17 protein-coding genes, 1 tRNA gene, 1 other RNA gene and 1 pseudogene are annotated in these 15713 nt (G+C 69.6%); 4 read left to right on the top strand and 16 right to left on the bottom strand.

The window, feature by feature from the left end; all coding sequences use genetic code 11:
- Positions 1-10: 10 nt before the first annotated feature.
- Both IE206_RS25610 and ffs read right to left on the bottom strand, forming a co-directional pair.
- Positions 11-2284, bottom strand: coding sequence for a DNA polymerase III subunit gamma and tau (locus tag IE206_RS25610; RefSeq protein WP_189965930.1), 2274 nt, complete (start codon positions 2282-2284; stop codon positions 11-13).
- A gap of 114 nt (positions 2285-2398) precedes the next feature.
- Positions 2399-2497, bottom strand: an RNA gene (ffs, locus tag IE206_RS25605) — signal recognition particle sRNA small type.
- A 71-nt stretch (positions 2498-2568) separates the two neighbouring features.
- Here ffs and IE206_RS25600 point away from each other — a divergent pair.
- Positions 2569-2656: transfer RNA gene (locus IE206_RS25600), tRNA-Ser, on the top strand.
- A gap of 79 nt (positions 2657-2735) precedes the next feature.
- Here the strand turns inward: IE206_RS25600 and IE206_RS25595 are convergent.
- The 9 genes and pseudogenes from IE206_RS25595 to IE206_RS25555 form a co-directional block, all read right to left on the bottom strand.
- Positions 2736-3995 carry a tyrosine-type recombinase/integrase gene (locus IE206_RS25595; RefSeq protein ID WP_189965928.1) on the bottom strand — a complete coding sequence of 420 codons (1260 nt, stop codon included), beginning with the start codon at positions 3993-3995 and terminating at the stop codon, positions 2736-2738.
- 8 nt (positions 3996-4003) lie between these two features.
- On the bottom strand, positions 4004-4246 hold the full coding sequence (locus IE206_RS25590; protein ID WP_189965926.1) for a helix-turn-helix domain-containing protein: 243 nt from the start codon (positions 4244-4246) through the stop codon (positions 4004-4006).
- A 459-nt stretch (positions 4247-4705) separates the two neighbouring features.
- Positions 4706-6184: pseudogene (locus tag IE206_RS25585) on the bottom strand (AICE element replication initiation protein).
- 5 nt (positions 6185-6189) lie between these two features.
- Entirely contained in the window at positions 6190-7080 is an 891-nt protein-coding gene (locus tag IE206_RS25580) for a bifunctional DNA primase/polymerase (RefSeq protein ID WP_189965924.1), read from the bottom strand.
- Between the two features lie 85 nt (positions 7081-7165).
- Positions 7166-7435, bottom strand: coding sequence for a hypothetical protein (locus IE206_RS25575; RefSeq protein WP_226598972.1), 270 nt, complete (start codon positions 7433-7435; stop codon positions 7166-7168).
- A gap of 19 nt (positions 7436-7454) precedes the next feature.
- Positions 7455-7922: a hypothetical protein gene (locus IE206_RS25570; protein WP_189965920.1), complete on the bottom strand. Its 468-nt coding sequence runs from the start codon at positions 7920-7922 to the stop codon at positions 7455-7457.
- A gap of 205 nt (positions 7923-8127) precedes the next feature.
- Positions 8128-10227, bottom strand: a complete 2100-nt coding sequence (locus tag IE206_RS25565; RefSeq protein ID WP_189965918.1) for an FtsK/SpoIIIE domain-containing protein — start codon at positions 10225-10227, stop codon at positions 8128-8130.
- Between the two features lie 93 nt (positions 10228-10320).
- Positions 10321-10497, bottom strand: coding sequence for a hypothetical protein (locus tag IE206_RS25560; protein ID WP_189965916.1), 177 nt, complete (start codon positions 10495-10497; stop codon positions 10321-10323).
- A 38-nt stretch (positions 10498-10535) separates the two neighbouring features.
- On the bottom strand, positions 10536-11102 hold the full coding sequence (locus IE206_RS25555; protein ID WP_226598973.1) for a hypothetical protein: 567 nt from the start codon (positions 11100-11102) through the stop codon (positions 10536-10538).
- A 73-nt stretch (positions 11103-11175) separates the two neighbouring features.
- Between IE206_RS25555 and IE206_RS25550 the strand changes: the two genes are divergently transcribed.
- A complete protein-coding gene (locus tag IE206_RS25550; protein WP_189965914.1) occupies positions 11176-11328 on the top strand; it encodes a hypothetical protein in 153 nt (50 codons plus the stop codon).
- 4 nt (positions 11329-11332) lie between these two features.
- Here IE206_RS25550 and IE206_RS25545 read toward each other — a convergent pair whose 3' ends face one another.
- From IE206_RS25545 to IE206_RS25525, 5 genes are all read right to left on the bottom strand, one after another.
- A complete protein-coding gene (locus IE206_RS25545; RefSeq protein WP_189965912.1) occupies positions 11333-11719 on the bottom strand; it encodes an RRQRL motif-containing zinc-binding protein in 387 nt (128 codons plus the stop codon).
- Positions 11719-12576 carry a DUF2637 domain-containing protein gene (locus IE206_RS25540; protein ID WP_189965910.1) on the bottom strand — a complete coding sequence of 286 codons (858 nt, stop codon included), beginning with the start codon at positions 12574-12576 and terminating at the stop codon, positions 11719-11721. The genes IE206_RS25545 and IE206_RS25540 overlap by 1 nt, the downstream gene beginning before the upstream one ends.
- A complete protein-coding gene (locus IE206_RS25535) occupies positions 12573-12884 on the bottom strand; it encodes a hypothetical protein (RefSeq protein WP_189965908.1) in 312 nt (103 codons plus the stop codon). The genes IE206_RS25540 and IE206_RS25535 overlap by 4 nt, the downstream gene beginning before the upstream one ends.
- Positions 12881-13144, bottom strand: coding sequence for a DUF6284 family protein (locus IE206_RS25530; RefSeq protein WP_189965906.1), 264 nt, complete (start codon positions 13142-13144; stop codon positions 12881-12883). Before IE206_RS25530 ends, IE206_RS25535 begins: the two co-directional genes overlap by 4 nt.
- An 87-nt stretch (positions 13145-13231) precedes the next feature.
- Entirely contained in the window at positions 13232-13687 is a 456-nt protein-coding gene (locus IE206_RS25525; protein WP_189965904.1) for a DUF3307 domain-containing protein, read from the bottom strand.
- 419 nt (positions 13688-14106) lie between these two features.
- Between IE206_RS25525 and IE206_RS25520 the strand changes: the two genes are divergently transcribed.
- Together IE206_RS25520 and IE206_RS25515 are read left to right on the top strand one after the other, a co-directional pair.
- Positions 14107-14880 carry a GntR family transcriptional regulator gene (locus tag IE206_RS25520; protein WP_189965902.1) on the top strand — a complete coding sequence of 258 codons (774 nt, stop codon included), beginning with the start codon at positions 14107-14109 and terminating at the stop codon, positions 14878-14880.
- Positions 14877-15443, top strand: coding sequence for a GNAT family N-acetyltransferase (locus tag IE206_RS25515; protein WP_189965900.1), 567 nt, complete (start codon positions 14877-14879; stop codon positions 15441-15443). The genes IE206_RS25520 and IE206_RS25515 overlap by 4 nt, the downstream gene beginning before the upstream one ends.
- Positions 15444-15713 lie beyond the last annotated feature (270 nt).

Below are 15713 nucleotides of genomic sequence, written 5' to 3'. Positions count from 1 at the left end.
AGGTGGACCCCTACCCCTCGTTCGTATATTCCTCCACCACGGTCGCCCCGAGCTCGCGCACGATCAGGTCGTGCCCGGACAGCGCGTTGTCCACGAGATCCGGGTCGTCGTCCTCCGGAGTGTCGTCCTCAAGCCGCACGGGCGGAGGCTCCTCGTGGCGTACGTCGTGCCGTACGGGAGCGGCGGCCTGCGGCGGCTGCTGTGTGGGCTGTACGGGAGCGGGCGCGGCCGGGGTCGCGGGCCGGGGAGCCTGCGGGGAGGCCTGCGGCGGCTGGTACTGCTGGGCGGGCGGGGACGGGGGCCGGGACGGGCCGCCGCCGAAGTTGCCCGCGGCGGGCGGGGGCTGGGCGCCGCCCGACGGGTCGATGATCGCCTCGACCTTCCACTGCACCCCGAACCGCTCGGAGAGCACGCTGCGCAGCACGTCCTCGCTGCCGCTGCTCGCGAAGTTGTCGCGGGCGCCCGCGTTGATGAAACCGAGCTGGACGGTGGTGCCGTCGAACCCGGCCACCTGCGCGTTCTGACTGAGCAGGATCCAGGTGAAGCGCCGCTTGTTCTTGACCGCCTCCAGAATGTCCGGCCACATGTTGCGCACCTGCATGGCGTTGCCCTGGGCGACGGGGGCGGGCGCCTGCTCGGCGGGAGCGGGGGCGGGGGAAGCCTGGGGAGCCGGGGCGGGCTCGGGAGCAGGCGTGGCCGAGGGCCAGGCGCCGGCGGAGGGCGCGGGGGCGGGCGACGCGGGGGCCGATGCGCCGGGCCACGCCCCGGGGCGGCCGCCCCCCTGCCCGGGCGCGGCAGCCGACGGCCAGGCCCCGGCGGGACTCTGCTCCGCGGGCTGAGCGGGCTGGGCCTGGGCGGGCCGGCCCTGGGCCGCCGGCGCCTGCTGAACGGGCTGCTGCTGGACAGGGGGTTGCTGCACGGGCGCCTGCTGCACCGGCGGAACGGGAGGCGCACCGGCCCCCGCGTGGGCGGGCCCGCCCACGGGCGCGGGCCCCCCGGCTCCCGCACCCCGCACAGCAGCCCGAGCAGCCTCGGGCCCGCCGGGTCCGCCCTGCATCGGCGCATGCGCCTCGGGCCCGGGCACGTACCCCATGGCGGGCCCACCGGCGGGCGCCGCCTGGAAGTTGGCCCCGCGCTCAAGGCGGTCGATACGGGCCTGGAGCGAGCGCTCGTCGTCGTACGCGGCAGGCAGCAGCACCCGCGCGCAGATCAATTCGAGCTGGAGCCGCGGCGAGGTGGCCCCGCGCATCTCGGTGAGCCCGGCGTTGACGAGATCGGCGGCCCGGCTCAGCTCGGCGGCCCCGAACACCGAGGCCTGGGCCTGCATCCGCTCGACGACATCGGCGGGGGCGTCGATGAGCCCCTTCTCCCCGGCGTCGGGAACGGCGGCGAGGATGACAAGATCACGCAGCCGCTCAAGAAGATCGGCAACAAACCGCCGAGGGTCATTCCCGCCCTCGACAACCCGGTCGACCACCTCAAAGGCAGCAGCACCGTCGCCCGCCGCGAAGGCGTCGACAACGGAATCGAGCAGAGACCCGTCGGTGTACCCGAGCAGGGCGGTGGCCATGGCGTACGTCACACCGTCCTCGGCGGCACCGGCGAGCAGCTGGTCCATGACGGACATGGAGTCACGCACGGACCCGGCCCCGGCCCGCACGACGAGCGGCAGCACGCCGTCCTCGACCGGAATGCCCTCGCGCCCGCAGACGTCCCCGAGGTACTCCCTCAAGGTGCCCGGCGGAACCAGCCGGAACGGATAGTGATGCGTACGCGACCGAATGGTCCCGATGACCTTCTCGGGCTCGGTGGTGGCGAAGATGAACTTGAGGTGCTCCGGCGGCTCCTCGACGACCTTCAGGAGGGCGTTGAAACCGGCCGAGGTCACCATGTGCGCCTCGTCGATGATGTAGATCTTGTACCGGCTGGACGCGGGCCCGAAGAAGGCCTTCTCGCGCAGCTCACGGGCGTCGTCGACACCACCGTGCGAAGCGGCGTCGATCTCGATCACATCGATGGAACCCGGCCCGTTGCGCGCGAGGTCCTGGCAGGACTGGCACTCCCCGCAGGGCGTGGGCGTCGGGCCCTGCTCGCAGTTCAGACATCTGGCAAGGATTCGGGCACTGGTCGTCTTGCCACAGCCACGCGGCCCGCTGAACAGGTACGCGTGATTGACCCGGTTGTTCCGCAGCGCCTGCTGCAGCGGGTCGGTGACATGCTCCTGCCCGATGACCTCGGCGAACGACTCGGGGCGGTAGCGGCGGTACAGCGCAAGGGACGACACACATACGAGGTTATCGGGGCCCACCGACAACCGGCTCCGCCGACGGCGGCCCACCCGCCGTGCGCCCGCCGAAACAGCGCCCCACCCAGGGGAAACGAAGCCCCCCGCCCCACAAAATCAAGCGCCCCCCACGCACCCGCCAGAGCCGACCTACCCTTGCTGCCTTCCGGCCCTGGGGGAGTTCAGTCAGATAGCGCCACGTGAGGGGCTCCGCACAGGGTACCCGATCCCTGACGTGGGAACGAGTTCGCGAGCACCCCTCAACGTCTTGTATTGTTTGCCGCGGAGGATTCGCCTAGTGGCCTAGGGCGCACGCTTGGAAAGCGTGTTGGGGGCAACCCCTCACGAGTTCGAATCTCGTATCCTCCGCCAGTGCCTCACCGGGCACGATGTCGAAGGGCCCCACCGTTCGCGGTGGGGCCCTTCGACGTTCGTAGTCTCATCTACAGTCTCAACGCGCTCCGGCGGAGCCGTCCGAACCGTCGTTGTCGGCGGTCTTTGCCACCTCCCAGATGAGACCGCCGACCCGCTGCGCCACGTCGGCCAGGATTCCTCCCGTCACGTGCTGATAGCGGGCAGCCATCGCCGTGGACGACCAACCCATGATCTGCATGACGACCCGTTCCGGGACTCCGAGGATGAGCAGCACCGTGGCGGCCGTGTGCCGGGCATCATGCAACCGCCCGTCGCGAACCTTCGCATCCGTGAGCAACTGCTTCCACGCGTCGTAGTCGGTACTGGGCACCAGCGGCGTACCCACAGGGGAGGCGAAGACGAATCCCGTCTCCTGCCACTCCTGAGCGGCCCGCACCCGTTCACGCTCCTGCTCCTGCTTGTGCAGCTCCAAGAGCCGGACCAGTTCGTCAGGCACCCCGATCACCCGGCGGCCGGCACGCGACTTCGTGTTCGCCGTGTCCTCGTTCTTCCGGACGCGCTGCTTGCAGTACCCCGACTTACGGCCACACTCGCCACCGCAACCGTGCAGGTACTTCGGGCGAAGCCGGTTCTTCCGCACGCGCAGGACGCCCGCCTCCAGGTCGACGTCAGACCAGCGCAGCCCCAGGGCTTCCCCCTGCCGTAGCCCAAGGGCGAGCGCGATGGACCAGCGAGCGCTGTTCCGGAGCTTGGCCGCTTCGGAGAGGAGGCGCTGCACCTCTTCGATGTCGTACGGCTCGACCTCTTCGTCCTCGATCCGGGGCGGCACGGCGAGCGAGGCCACGTTCCGAGTGACGTGGCCGCGCCGCATGGCGTGGTTGAGCGCCGTGCGGATCGTGCGGTGGGCCTGATGCGCGGTGGCGGGCTTGCTGCCGTTGGCCAGCATCTTCGTGTAGAAGCGCTCCAGGTGTTCCGGCTCCAGCTTGTCCAGCCGGTGAGCACCGACCCCGGGGACCAGGTGCACCCTGACAGCCACCTCATACCCGGCGTACGTGTTCTCGCGGACCGACGGTTTCGCGATCTCCTCCACCCAGTGCAGGAGCCAAGCCTTCACGGTCCACGGCCGTCCAGGCTTCCGGACCTTCCCCGCGTCCCGCTGCTTCTCCAGCTCACGGACCTTCTTGATGACTTCCGCTTCGCTGACCTTGCTCATGACGTGGCGCCGGTCCGGCCGTCCGTCGTCACGGACGCCGACCGTCACCCGGCCGTGCCAATACCCGTCCTTTCCAAAGTAGATGGACGATGCCCCATCAGGGCGTTTGGCGCGCTTCTCCATGATTCTCCTTACGCGGCAACGGACTTGGGGCGGGACTGCATGTGGGCGTCCAGGTAGGCACTGATGGCCTTAACGGGAACGCGGCGGAGCCGACCGATAGGCACGGTCTCCACCTCTCCCTCGCGGATGAGGGCGTACATGGTGGTGCGTCCGACGCTGAGGCGGCGGGCCGCCTCCTCGACCGTGAGCGCGAGGAGTGTGGGGTCGAACTCGACTTCGGCGTCCGATACGAACGCGGCGGTGGTCGTCACGGAGCAACCTCCTGGGCAGAGTTCCGGAATGGCGGGGGATTCATGGGCAGTGCTGTCCGAAGCGGGGATTTCTGCGTCATCGCGTCATCCGCGTCACCCGGGTCTTTGACCTGCGGTTTCGGGTGACGCAGAGGCGCGGGGTCTGCGTCACCGGTGACACAGGCCGTCCGTCATCGGGTGACGCAGGTGACGCACGATGACGCAGGATTCGGCGGTCTGCGTCACCGGCGTTATCGCAGGTCAGGGGCCGTCTGGCGGGCCGTGGTGACGCGGGTGACGCAGGTCTTCCCTTCTTAGGAAAAGAAGGGGCTGGTTTCTGTGGTGGTGCGGCCGTCGCTCAGAGCGTGAATGCGGAGCCGCGTTCGCGGCACGACCTTTGCAGCAGCGGCAAGCCGCCGGAACAGCAAGAGGAGCACCCGTGCGGGCGTGCTCCTCTTGCTTGTCCGCCCGTACGGCCGGTTAGAAGGCGGTCTGTTGCTCGTGCGACAGGGCTCGGGCGGCCGTACGGCTCATCTCGATGTACCGGGCGGTCTTGTTGCGGCCTCAGTCGACCAGGACGCCCCGGGCGGCCAGGGTCGGCTGTAGGCGCTTGAGGCGGTCGGACAGCACCTTGCCGGTGGTCGGCCAGCCCTTGGGTAGGGGGCGGCATTCCTCCCCGCTGTAGAGGCCGGTGAGGGCGTGCAGCCACTCCGCCGACGTCATCCGCACATCGGCACCCGGATCGAGGGTGGCGGCGTGCTTGAGAACGGTCTGCGCCAACAGGTCGCCCTCGATGACGTCATCGTTCAGGTCGTCCAGGCTGGCCCGGTAGGCGTCCAGCGCACCGAGCCCGCAGACCGCATCGAACTGGGCGCACAGGTGCGCGAAGTCGGCCATCCGCAGGTCGGTCGGCGTGACCGCCTCGGCGGCCCGCACCTTCACCGCCAGGTCCAGCAGCGACCCGAGCACGACGGGCAGCGCTTCGGCGTAGTCGGCCCACAGCTCGGCTTCGGTGCGCCGGATCCGGGGCCGCTCCAGCCGCAGCGGCAGCAGTCGCTCAGCCAGGTCGGGCCGGATGACGCCGACGTCGATACCGGTCAGCAGCAGGGGGCGCCGGTAGCGGGAGCGGTAGACGTCCCCGTCGCTGAACAGCGCGCGCTTGATCGACTCAGCGCCGGTCACGATGCAGCACATCAGGTCCGACAGGTCCGGGGGCAGGTGGGAGAGGTTGTCGAGAGCGGTGACCCATCCGGCGGCCACGGCCGTGATCAGGTTCTCCTCATCCTTCGGAGCCCGCCGCAGGTCGCCGGTCATCCCTTCGAGGATGCGCACCAGCATCCGGCCGCCGGTCGACTTCCCCGCGCCCTGCGGACCGGTCAGGAACGGGGCCGGGACGGGCACGGACGGCTCCAGACAACCGAGCAGCCAGGCGATAGCCAGGCACTCGGTTGCCGGGCCCGCGAAGTTGCACAGACCCAAGAGCAGGTCGATGCCCTTGCCGTCGGTGTCCGTCGCGGGCAGGGGCAGTTCGCCGGTGAGCTGGGTGCGCCGCCAGCACACCTCACGCGGGTCGGGAACGGCGATCTCCCACCCGGTGGGGTGGATACGGACGGACTGCCCGTCGTCGCGGCCCAGGTCCAGCCAGGTCGCCCCGTCGAACCCTGGGGCGACCCGGATGTGCGTGGGTTGAACGTCCTGGGCGAGTGCGAGTGCTTCGATCAAGTCCAACGCCTCCTTCATGGCGGTGCCGTTGAACACGCCAAGACCGTCCCGGAACAGATCGACCATGAGTTCCTGCCGGTGGCTCCCGGTCGTGCCCTGCGAGCGGATCGGCCGCGCGACGGGGTGGCCGTTGCGCTGCGCGTACACGGTCCCTTCCGTGGTGCGGAAGTACCGGAAGTGGGACTGCGCGTAGTCGGTGATGATCTGCCGGGCGGGGTTCTTGTCCTCCTCGGACATCGCGCTCACATCCCCAGGGCAGTACGGGCGTTGGCCCACGCATCCGCGCAGTGCCGGGCGGATTCGCCCCTGGCCTGAGCGGCCGTGAACAGCCGGGCCGTGTGGGCGTCGGTGAGGCAGCCGCACCGGCCATGCGTGGACAGCACCGCGAGGAACGTGCGGTACACAGTCGCGTGCACCGCGCTGCGGGCGTCGGCGATGCGCTGCTCCGCCATGGCGATACCGCGCTCCAGGTAGGCGGGTGTGCGGTGACGGCACTCCCCGCCCCCGTCCAACGCGGCCACGGTGACCACGGACGGACGCCGGACCGTGGACGGCTTCACGACCAGCGCACGCACCACGTCCGGCAGGGCAGTGAGGATGCCGGTGCCGTGGCCGCGCCAACGGGCGTAGGCCATCGTCGACTTGATGTCGACACCGTCCCGGACGCCGTTCACCGACCGCATGGCGCCCTGGTAGACCCAGTGCTCCCCGCGCGTGGTGGCTACCGTCCTGGTGGCTGGCAAGCTCTGGCGGGCCCACACCACGGCGGCCGGCGTATCGAGGTCCACCACCGTGAGCCCCGCGCCGCCGGGGTGGTAGCCGATCCCGATCGCCCGGCGCCATGCCCGCGCCCAGGCCGGGGAGTTGATGACGTCCGGGTCGGTGGTGGCAGCGGCCCACGCGTGGCACACGTCGAGGCACTGGCAGGGGCCCGCGTACTTCATGTTCGACCGCCCGCCGCACGCGTTGCGGGCGCAGGTGGGGCAGTTGCCGAACGGGACCTTGCCCCGGCGCAGGGGCAGCACCGGCAGGCCGGTACGGGCCAGGTCGAGCGCGGTGGTCAGCAGGTCACTCACGGCAGCGTGAGACGGGCACTGAACGCCTACTCGCCCGTTGTCGGTGGGTTGCGTCATGCTGGGTGTCTCCAGTTCTGTGAGAAGCACTGGCAGGCAAGGGCGGCCCCGGACTTTGGCGAGACGGGGGCCGCCCTTGGCGTAGCTAGAACGGGGGTTCGTCGCTCCACGGGTCGCGGTGGTCGCCACGTCGGCGCAGGAGGCGGGGCAGGCGCGGGAGGGGCAGAAGGGTCCTGCGCCATTCGGTCCAGCAGCCGCAGGGCTCCCAGTCGGTGCCCGCGTACTCCCCGTCGTAGTCGCCGTAGTCGCATCCGATAGCGCCGTCACCCGCACAGTCAGGGCAGTCCGGGCGGGGGGTGTCGGTCAGGATCAGCGTCCGGCGGGACCAGCCGATGAGCTGCAAGCGGAGTCGCATCACAGGTTGTCCTTCCTGGTCAGCCGTGGAAGTGGTTGCGCTTGAAGATCGCTTTGCGGATGTTGACGACCGTGCCGCCGTCGCCGTGCTGGGGTCCGAGGATCTGCACGGCGATGAAGCCGCCGAAGATGACGGCCGCCAGGATGATGAGTTGCTGGATCAGCGCGGCGAGTGCGGCGATGAACGTGGTGAGCAGGAGCAGTCCACCGCACACGGCAGCGAAGCCGATCCCGCCGAGCGCGACGTTCACGGCGGTGCGGGACACGGCGGGTTTGGCGGTGGCGGGTTCGGGCTTGGCGGGCTCGATGGCGTAGCCGGTGACGATGCGCCCGTCGGGCAGGACGATGCTCGCCACGGCCGGGATGGTGCCTGGCTGCATCGGCACGAGCGGCGCCGCAACGGTGACCGTGGCGGGCGGGATCGGGGTGGGGTGGTGGACTTCCACGCCCCGCTCAGCGGGCGCGTGGCCGGGGTGTTCGGGGTACATGCGGAATCCCTTCCGGAGTGAGCCAGGGAGGCAGAGACACCCCCTGCCAGGTGGCGTGTGGAGGGGGTTTCTGGGGTGCTGACCTGCGGGCCTCCCTGCCTCCCTGGCAGATCATTTGTGCAGCTCAGGGCCAGGGAGGCGGGTCAGGGAGGGGGTCAGGGAGTTCTCCCTGTCTCCCTGACCCACCGGGGCTCGGCTCCCTGCGTTATGCGGCGGAAGCGGAACCGTCGTCGTCGCGGTTGGCGAGAGCCCGGGCGACGCGGTCACGGCCCACGACCATGACACCGTCGGACTTCCACGGCTCGGCTCCGGCGCCGTCGAGCACTGCCTTGAGGTCAGTGAACGACCAGCCGCCGTAGGTGTCCGCGTTGAGGGCGCCGAGCCGAGCGAGAACGTCCTTGGTCCGCACACGGTCGGCCGTGCCGATCACGGCGGCGATGTCGGCGAGCGGGTCACGCTCCTCGCCCCGCTCAATCACGGTCAGCGTGGTGACCCCGTCGCGCAGCGCCTTGGCGCGGTCGGTGATGGCTTCGGCCGCGTCGTCGTCGATGTAGTGCGTGCGCACCGTGATCGAGGCCTGCCCGGCGGGGATGTCGATGCCGTCGGACGCAACCACCAGCGTTCCCCTGTCGAGCCCCGGGCGGAGCAGGTTCGGGGCGGCGCCGCCGTCGACGGCCTTGTCCCCCAGGGCCATGCGGGCCTGGGACTCGGTGCCGAGCGCGAGCGATGCCCGGGTGTGGGCGCCTTCGCGGACCAGCTTGGGGAGGTTCTGGTCGGTGGGGTCCTGGGTGCCCTGCCACATCAGGACGTTGACCGCCCGCCCCTGGTTGTGGATCTTCCGGACGGCCATGAAATAGCGGGAGTTGGCTTTCGAGCCGCCATAGGGCCGCTTCTCGTCGTCCTTCACCGGGCACATGAACGCCACCTGCGCTTCGTCGACCAGCACGATCAGGGCGGGGAAGACGGTGCCGGGCGGGGCCTGGAGACGGCGGTTCATCTCGTCCACCGCGCCCTCGACCATCTCCGTGACCTGGATGACGTGGTCGTCCGTCGGACCCTGGATCAGCGTGGTGGCCAGACCGTCGAACATGGCCCAGTCCCCAATGCCCTTGAGGTCACCCATGAGGAACTGCACCGACTTGTCCAACGCCAGCCACAGCGCCAGCGAGCGCAGCGCCACGGTCTTGCCCTGGTTCGACAGACCCGTGATCAACAGGTGGCGCTGGTAGAGGCTGAGCGCTGCCGCGTCGCCGCGCAGGTCCTGGCCCCAGGGGGCGCGGCCCTTGGCGTAGTCGGCGGTCATCGTCTCGTCGGTGACCAGCGGGGACGGGCCGATCGGCTCATCCAGCGCGCCACTGTCGGCGATCCACAGGCGGACCGTGCGGGCGGCTTGCGGGATGGTGATGAACACTTCGTGCTCGTGGCGGGTGAGGTTCTCGGCGAGCTTGCGGCGCTTGTTCTGCACCTCGTTCGTCGACACCCCGGACGGGAGGGTGACGTCGACTTCGACGCCGCATCCGGCGATGCGGATCGGACCGAGCATCGACGCTCCCGCGTCGCCCATCTCCTTGATGGCCCTGCCCAGGGCGGGCACGCCTAGGTCGCGAAGGGCCTTGACGACGATGGACGGGGTGATGGGCTCGCCCTCCCCGTTGCGGACCGCTGCGGGGAGCGCCCAGTTCGGGGCGGCTTGCTGGTGGCGGCCGACGGCCCACAGGGCAAGCAGCGCGAGGAACGGGCCGATGGTGACGGCCGGGCCCCACACCACGGTGACGATGACGACGAGGAGCCGGACCAGTTCGACGACGGCCATGAGGGGGGTGACGACGTCGGCGGCGTCCTTGTTGGCGATGGCCAGCACCACCCCGAGCGCGACCAGGGAGCCGATGCCCATGCCGGTGCCGACCAGGACGCTTTTGGCGGCGTCGACGGGGGCGGTGAGCAGGTCCATGCGGCGGCGGTGGCGGGCGTCGCGGAAGCGCTGTCCGCGCTCTTCCCACTCGGCTGCGACCTCGTAGTTCCCGGCCGCTTCCGCAGCCCGGAGCATGCGTTCGTAGCGGGTGGCGGTGCGGCCCTCCCAGGTGCGGCGGGCCACGATCCTGGTGCCGCCGACCACGTACATGCTGTGCCGCACGGCCAACCGGGCGGCAGTGCGGGTGTGCTCGTGGGTGACCGCACCGCGCACGGCACGCCCGGAACGCACCCACAGCGGCAGGTGCGGCTTGGCGGTGCCCGTGTCGGCTTCGGGGGTTACCGCGGGGCCGGGGGCGAGATCCTTGGTGAGGCGAATGACATTCTCGGACATGCTGGGGGTACTCCTGTCTGGCTCGCGAGTGGGAGAGGGGTTCCGGGGCGGCCGGTTTCCTTGGCCGGGAGGGCCGCCCCGGGGTCGAGAACGTCAGCGCCGGGTGGCGGTGCGGACGTGCGTGCCGACCTTGTTGAACGCGGTGGTGTAGTCCGAACTGGTCACCGTGAAACCGCACGAGCAGGAGGCGACGAACTTGCCCCGCAGGTCGCGGCCGACGCGGGAGGTGTGCCGGAAACCGAACTTCTGCGTCTTGCTCTTGCCAAACACGTGATGCCTCCAGGCAGGGATGCGAGCGGGGAAGTGGTTCAGGCAGCGGCGGTGATGAGCTGCTGGGCGAGGTACTCGCGGCCGTAGGCCTCGTTCTCTTCCGCGCCCAGCAGGCGCATGTGCTCGCGGGACTGGCGGCGGGACTGGGGCTCGACGCCGAAGGCGTCCCGCAGATCGCGCACGATGCGTTCACGCACGCCCCTGCGGCTGAACTGCATGGCGTGGACGAGCTCGTGCACGAGCGTGGTGGCGAAGTCGTCCGGGGTGCGGTGCTGGTCGATGTTGACCAGCACCAGCACCGAGCCGTCCGCGATCGGGATCGCGCGGCCGGCCACATCGCGGGCAACCTTGCGGGCATCTCGCTCCGCCCGGGCGAGGACGCGGCGATCGGTCTGCCCGGCCAGTTCCGCGTCGGCGGTCGTGGCCAGCTCGGCCAGGCCCCGGGCGGTGGTCAACGTGATCTGGACGTTGGGCATGCGGCCCGGCACGGACCGTTCCACCAGCCGTCCGGCCTGGTCGGCCAGTTGCTGGGCGGTGCGCAGGGTGGCGCGGTAGCCGGACACTTTGTGGGTGGTGACGGTGAGCTTCACAGCATCTCCGTTCATCGCCGCATCTCAGGCGGCGGCATCAGCGGGGTAGGCGCCTTCGGCGCGAAGAGGGGCCGTTAGAGTCGCGGCCATGGAGGGGACGAACGACAGTCGGCCGTGCCGTTGGTGCCAGCAGCCAGTCACCCGGCGCGGCCGGTGGGGCGTGAAGCGCTACTGCAACGGCTGGCACCGGCTCAAGGCCTACTTGATGTGGCCGTTGGCCGTTGTGCTGGAACTCTTCTGACCGCTCAGGCGACGCGCTGTTCCTCCGGAAAGGCGCAGAGCACGCACATGCCGAGCGAGCGCGGAATGCAGTAGCTGTAGACCACGCGGCACTTGGGGCAGGTGCGGCGGGCGAGCATCGCCAACGCGAGCGCGCCCCACTTGCGCGACGTCATCGGGCGGACCGGCAGGGCCAGGTCGACCCGGTACAGGTACGCGAGACTCACGCCGGACGTGCGGCGGCGCGAGCGGCGCATGACCTGGGCCGCCACCGGCTGACCGCCGGGCCGGAGCCCCTGGGCCCGCAGTTGGCGGCGGGTGGCGTAGCCGTCCGGGGCGAACTTCCACGGGAAGGTCGGTATCCCGTAGCGGACGCCGGACGGGTCGAAGCACTGCGCGTATGCGGCGGCCATCAGGCGGCCCGCTCAGCAATCAGCGCGTCCCGCAGACCGCGCGCCTTCTCCGCCGACGTGTGGACCGTCTTGCGGATGCGGTCGGCCGTCAGGTGCGCGTCGGGCCAGTCGGCCGACGCGGCTCGCGCCTCTTGCAGCAGTTCGCCCGGGGTGCGCTTGGGTCGGGTCGACCGTGCGACGTCGGGAACCCGACCGGTCGCCCGACGGGTCCGGACTGAGTCGGCCGCGACCGTGGACGCGGGACGCGCCGGTACCGGCTCGATCGCGGGCATTGGCTTGAGCGGAAGAGTCGGCTTGAGGAAGCCGACCTGCACCGGACGCGGGATCGGTACGGCGTTCACCACGCGGGGCTCCGGAGTGGGTTCGCCCTGGTCAGCCATCGACCGATTACTCACGCTCTCAACCGTTTTCTCCGCATTCGCGGCAGGTGTCGGCTGATGGTGGAGAACCTTGGCGACGAGATCGGACCCGAAGTAGATCGACCCGACCGGAAGCGACGTCGCCAGCAGCACGAGCGCCCAGTTCGCCGGGTTCCAGTCGGCCAACCGTCCCCAGTCGACCGACGCACCGTGCAGGGCGGGGACCAGACCGTGGACGTAGTTGAGGACCAGCGACGCGCCGGTGTAGGTGCCCAGCACCCGCAGGGCGAAGCGCCGGGCGTCGGCGGTCAGGACGAGCGTGGCGACCAGCGCCAGCGCCATCAGACCGTCGACCACGAACGGGTAGAGCGTCGCGGCCGTGTGGTCCGCACCGATCGCACGGGCCACGTCCCTGAGCGCGTTCCACGACACCCGGAACGCCATACCGACCACGACCACCAGCGCGAGCACGAGCAGCGTCTTGGGGGTGCGTTTCATGCCGCACCGCCCGGACGGGGCAGGAGACGACAGCGTTCGGCGTGTGTCCGCGCGCGCTTCTTGGTGACCGGCAGCCAGTATTCGAACCGCTCCCGCTCCTGTTCCGGGGTGTCCGTGCACAGGCCCTGGGTGTCGGTGCGCTCGCTCCAGCCGCACAGCTCACCGGTGCAGGAGGCGACGATCGTGCCGGTAGCTGTCTCGTATGTGAGGTCAACCGTGGCGCCCGCCACGGTCAGGAAGCGGGCAAGAACACCCTCCGGCCAGGCGTCCACCCAAAGCCCGTCTTCCGCCTTCTGGGATGCGTTCATGCCGCACCGCCCGCAGTGCGCGCGTGCTGGTTGCCCAGCGCCCGGCGGGCCGCGAGGACCTTGCGGCGGGCCCGCCGGATACGGCGGGTGTCCAGCTCGTTCGGGACGCGGTCGAGCGTGATGATCTGCGCATCCAGCAATTCGACTTCCGCCAGGATCAGCGGCATCTCGACGTCGATCGCGTCCAGCTCGGCCGCCGACGGCTCAACGTCCGGCAGCGCGGCGGTAACGGCCGTCTGAAGTGCAGCGATGTTCTTCATGAGTCGCGGTCTCCCTAGCAGGTGAAACGGCTCGAAAGCGGCCCCGGAGTTGCACCTCCGGGGCCGCGCGCCGTTGGGATGGTCGGGTCAGACGGTGGCGATGATCAGAGCTGCGATCAGGAGCCACAGGTGGTGGAAGGACTGGTCCAGCGCGTAGGCACCGGTCCCGATGTGCGGGTTGTCGCCCATGCCGGGGCGCGGGGCACCGAGCCGGTAGAACTCGCCCTTGCCGGTGACCTTGGCCAGCCACGCGAGCGTGCTGCGGCGGTCGGCCCACCAGTGCGAGACCGCATCCACACCGAGCCCGACCACGATGCCGGGCACGGACAGGCGCAGGTCCAGCAGCAGCGCGACGGGCAGGAGCAACGCGACCTTGGTGAGCGTCAGGGTGGCGACGTGCCGGGTGTCCGCGAGACGGCCGACCCAGCCGGGACGGCCCTTGTTCAGGGACTGGTGCGAGGACTGCACCCAGTGGTCGCCCACGCTGTGCGAGACGTACAGGGCGACGAACACAGCAGCGAAAACAGCGGCGCTCTGGTTCACAGTTGATCCACTCCTCAACCGAGTTGGGGTGGAGCGTTCCGGCTCCCTGCCACCCCGCCCGTACAGCGCAGAAGCGCCGGACGGGCAGAGGAGGCAACCGGTCGCCGCAGGAACCGGCGAATGGCTGAGCTGTACAAGTCCCCTTTGAGAGCAGAGCTCCCGTTTGAGGCGTATGGGGACGTGACCTTTCGGTCTCAAGCCCTCCGGCTGACAAGGCGCCGGGAAACCTCCCCCCGACCAACGCGGGGCTCCTGGTCATGCAGGTTCAGCGCAATCGGAGCAACTCGAAGGAATTGAACCGCTTGCTCAGCTTGTTGGTACAAGCTGATGCAGTGATGCTGCACCCACAGACAGTGAGTCGTCAAGGGATTGGGGCCCACATGTACCAACAAGTTGCGCGAGTGCGTCATGATGAAGGCATGAACAAGCAGCCGAAGTACCGGCAAGTGGCCGACGCGCTCCGCCGAGAGATCGACAACGGCACCTACCCGCCGGGGTCTCGGCTGCCCTCCGAGAGCGAGCTTTCCGCCCGCTTCGACGCGTCTCGCAACACCATCCGCAATGGCCTGAATCTCCTGGTCACTCAAGGGCTTGTCTCATCCAGCCAAGGACTGGGCTACGAGGTGACCAAGCACGAGGTGTTCGAGCTGAACGCCTCACGCTTCGAGAATCTGGAGTTCCCGCAGAACGGCGACGCGTACAGCACGGACGTCACGAACGCCGGGCGTCGACCGCATCAGACCTTCCGAGTAGAGCTGACCCCCGCCCCCGCGTACGTGGCGGAGCGCTTGAAGGTCGAAGAAGGCTCCAGGGCCGTGCTCCGGTTCTGTCATCGGTTCGTGGATGACGTGCCGTGGTCGACGCAGGCCACCCACTATCCGGAGTGGCTAGTGGAGCAGGGCCCCCGGTTGACCGAGCCCGGGGACATCGCCGAGGGGACTACGCGCTACTTGGCCAGCCTCGGTATCGAGCAGGTCGGGTACTTCGACGAGATCTCTGCCCGCATGCCGACACCCGAAGAGGCTCGGCTACTGGAGATCGGCGCCGGTGTCCCCGTGCTCCTGTGGACACGTACTGGGTTCTCCAACGACCGCCCGATCCGGTGCACCGTCACGACCTTCCGGGGAGACCTAAACCGGATGAACTACGAGATCGGCGACCTGTCAGCCCGGAGTGAGAACGAACCCCAGTGAGAATCTGCACCGCCACGCCGGCCGACCTGTCCAAGCTGCTCGCCTTCCGTGAGGAGGCAGCAGCTTGGTTGGGCGCGCTAGGCACGGACCAGTGGAAACGGCCGTATCCGGCAGACAAGCTGCTCGCCACTATCGACGACGGCGTGGTCTTCATGGTCCGAGACGGGGAGACGACGGCCGCGACCATAACGCTGACTCCGGAGGCAGAAGACGGACTCTGGTCGGGGGCGGAACTCTCCGAGCCGTCGATGTTCGTGAACAAGCTAACGGTGGCACGGACGCACGCCGGTAAGGATCTCGGCGGACGTCTGCTCGATTGGGCAGGGGATCGGGCGTACCGTTCCGGCGCCGCATGGCTCCGCCTGGACGCCTGGACTACGAACGAGCCGCTCCAGCGCTACTACCTCCGCCACGGATTCGAGCACATCCGTACGGTCACCGAGGGGGGCGCCGTGAACGGGGGGCCACGCGTCTCAGGCTGGCTGGCTCAGCGTCCGACCCAGCCCATGAAGCACGGATTCGTAGATGACACGGCCGCCCCAAAGCCGCTTCGGTCTGCCTGATCACCCCAGCCGCGCAGTCTCAACCGCAGTCTCATCCGTGCCCGTTCGGGGGCGTTCAGAACCGGATCAACGACACCCTGACTCCAGTTGCTGAACGCCCCCGAACAGCCACGGAGCCGCCCGCGCAGAGTTGGAAAGCGTGTTGGGGGCAACCCCTCACGAGTTCGAATCTCGTATCCTCCGCCAGTGCCTCACCGGGCACGATGTCGAAGGGCCCCGCAGTTCGCTGCGGGGCCCTTCGACGTTTGTGGCCGGCGTGATGACGACGGG

The sequence above is a fragment of the Streptomyces violascens genome, from assembly GCF_014649955.1.
Lineage (GTDB): Bacteria > Actinomycetota > Actinomycetes > Streptomycetales > Streptomycetaceae > Streptomyces > Streptomyces violascens.
Note: the sequence above shows the minus strand (reverse complement) of the source record. Positions and strands in the feature narration are given on the sequence as shown.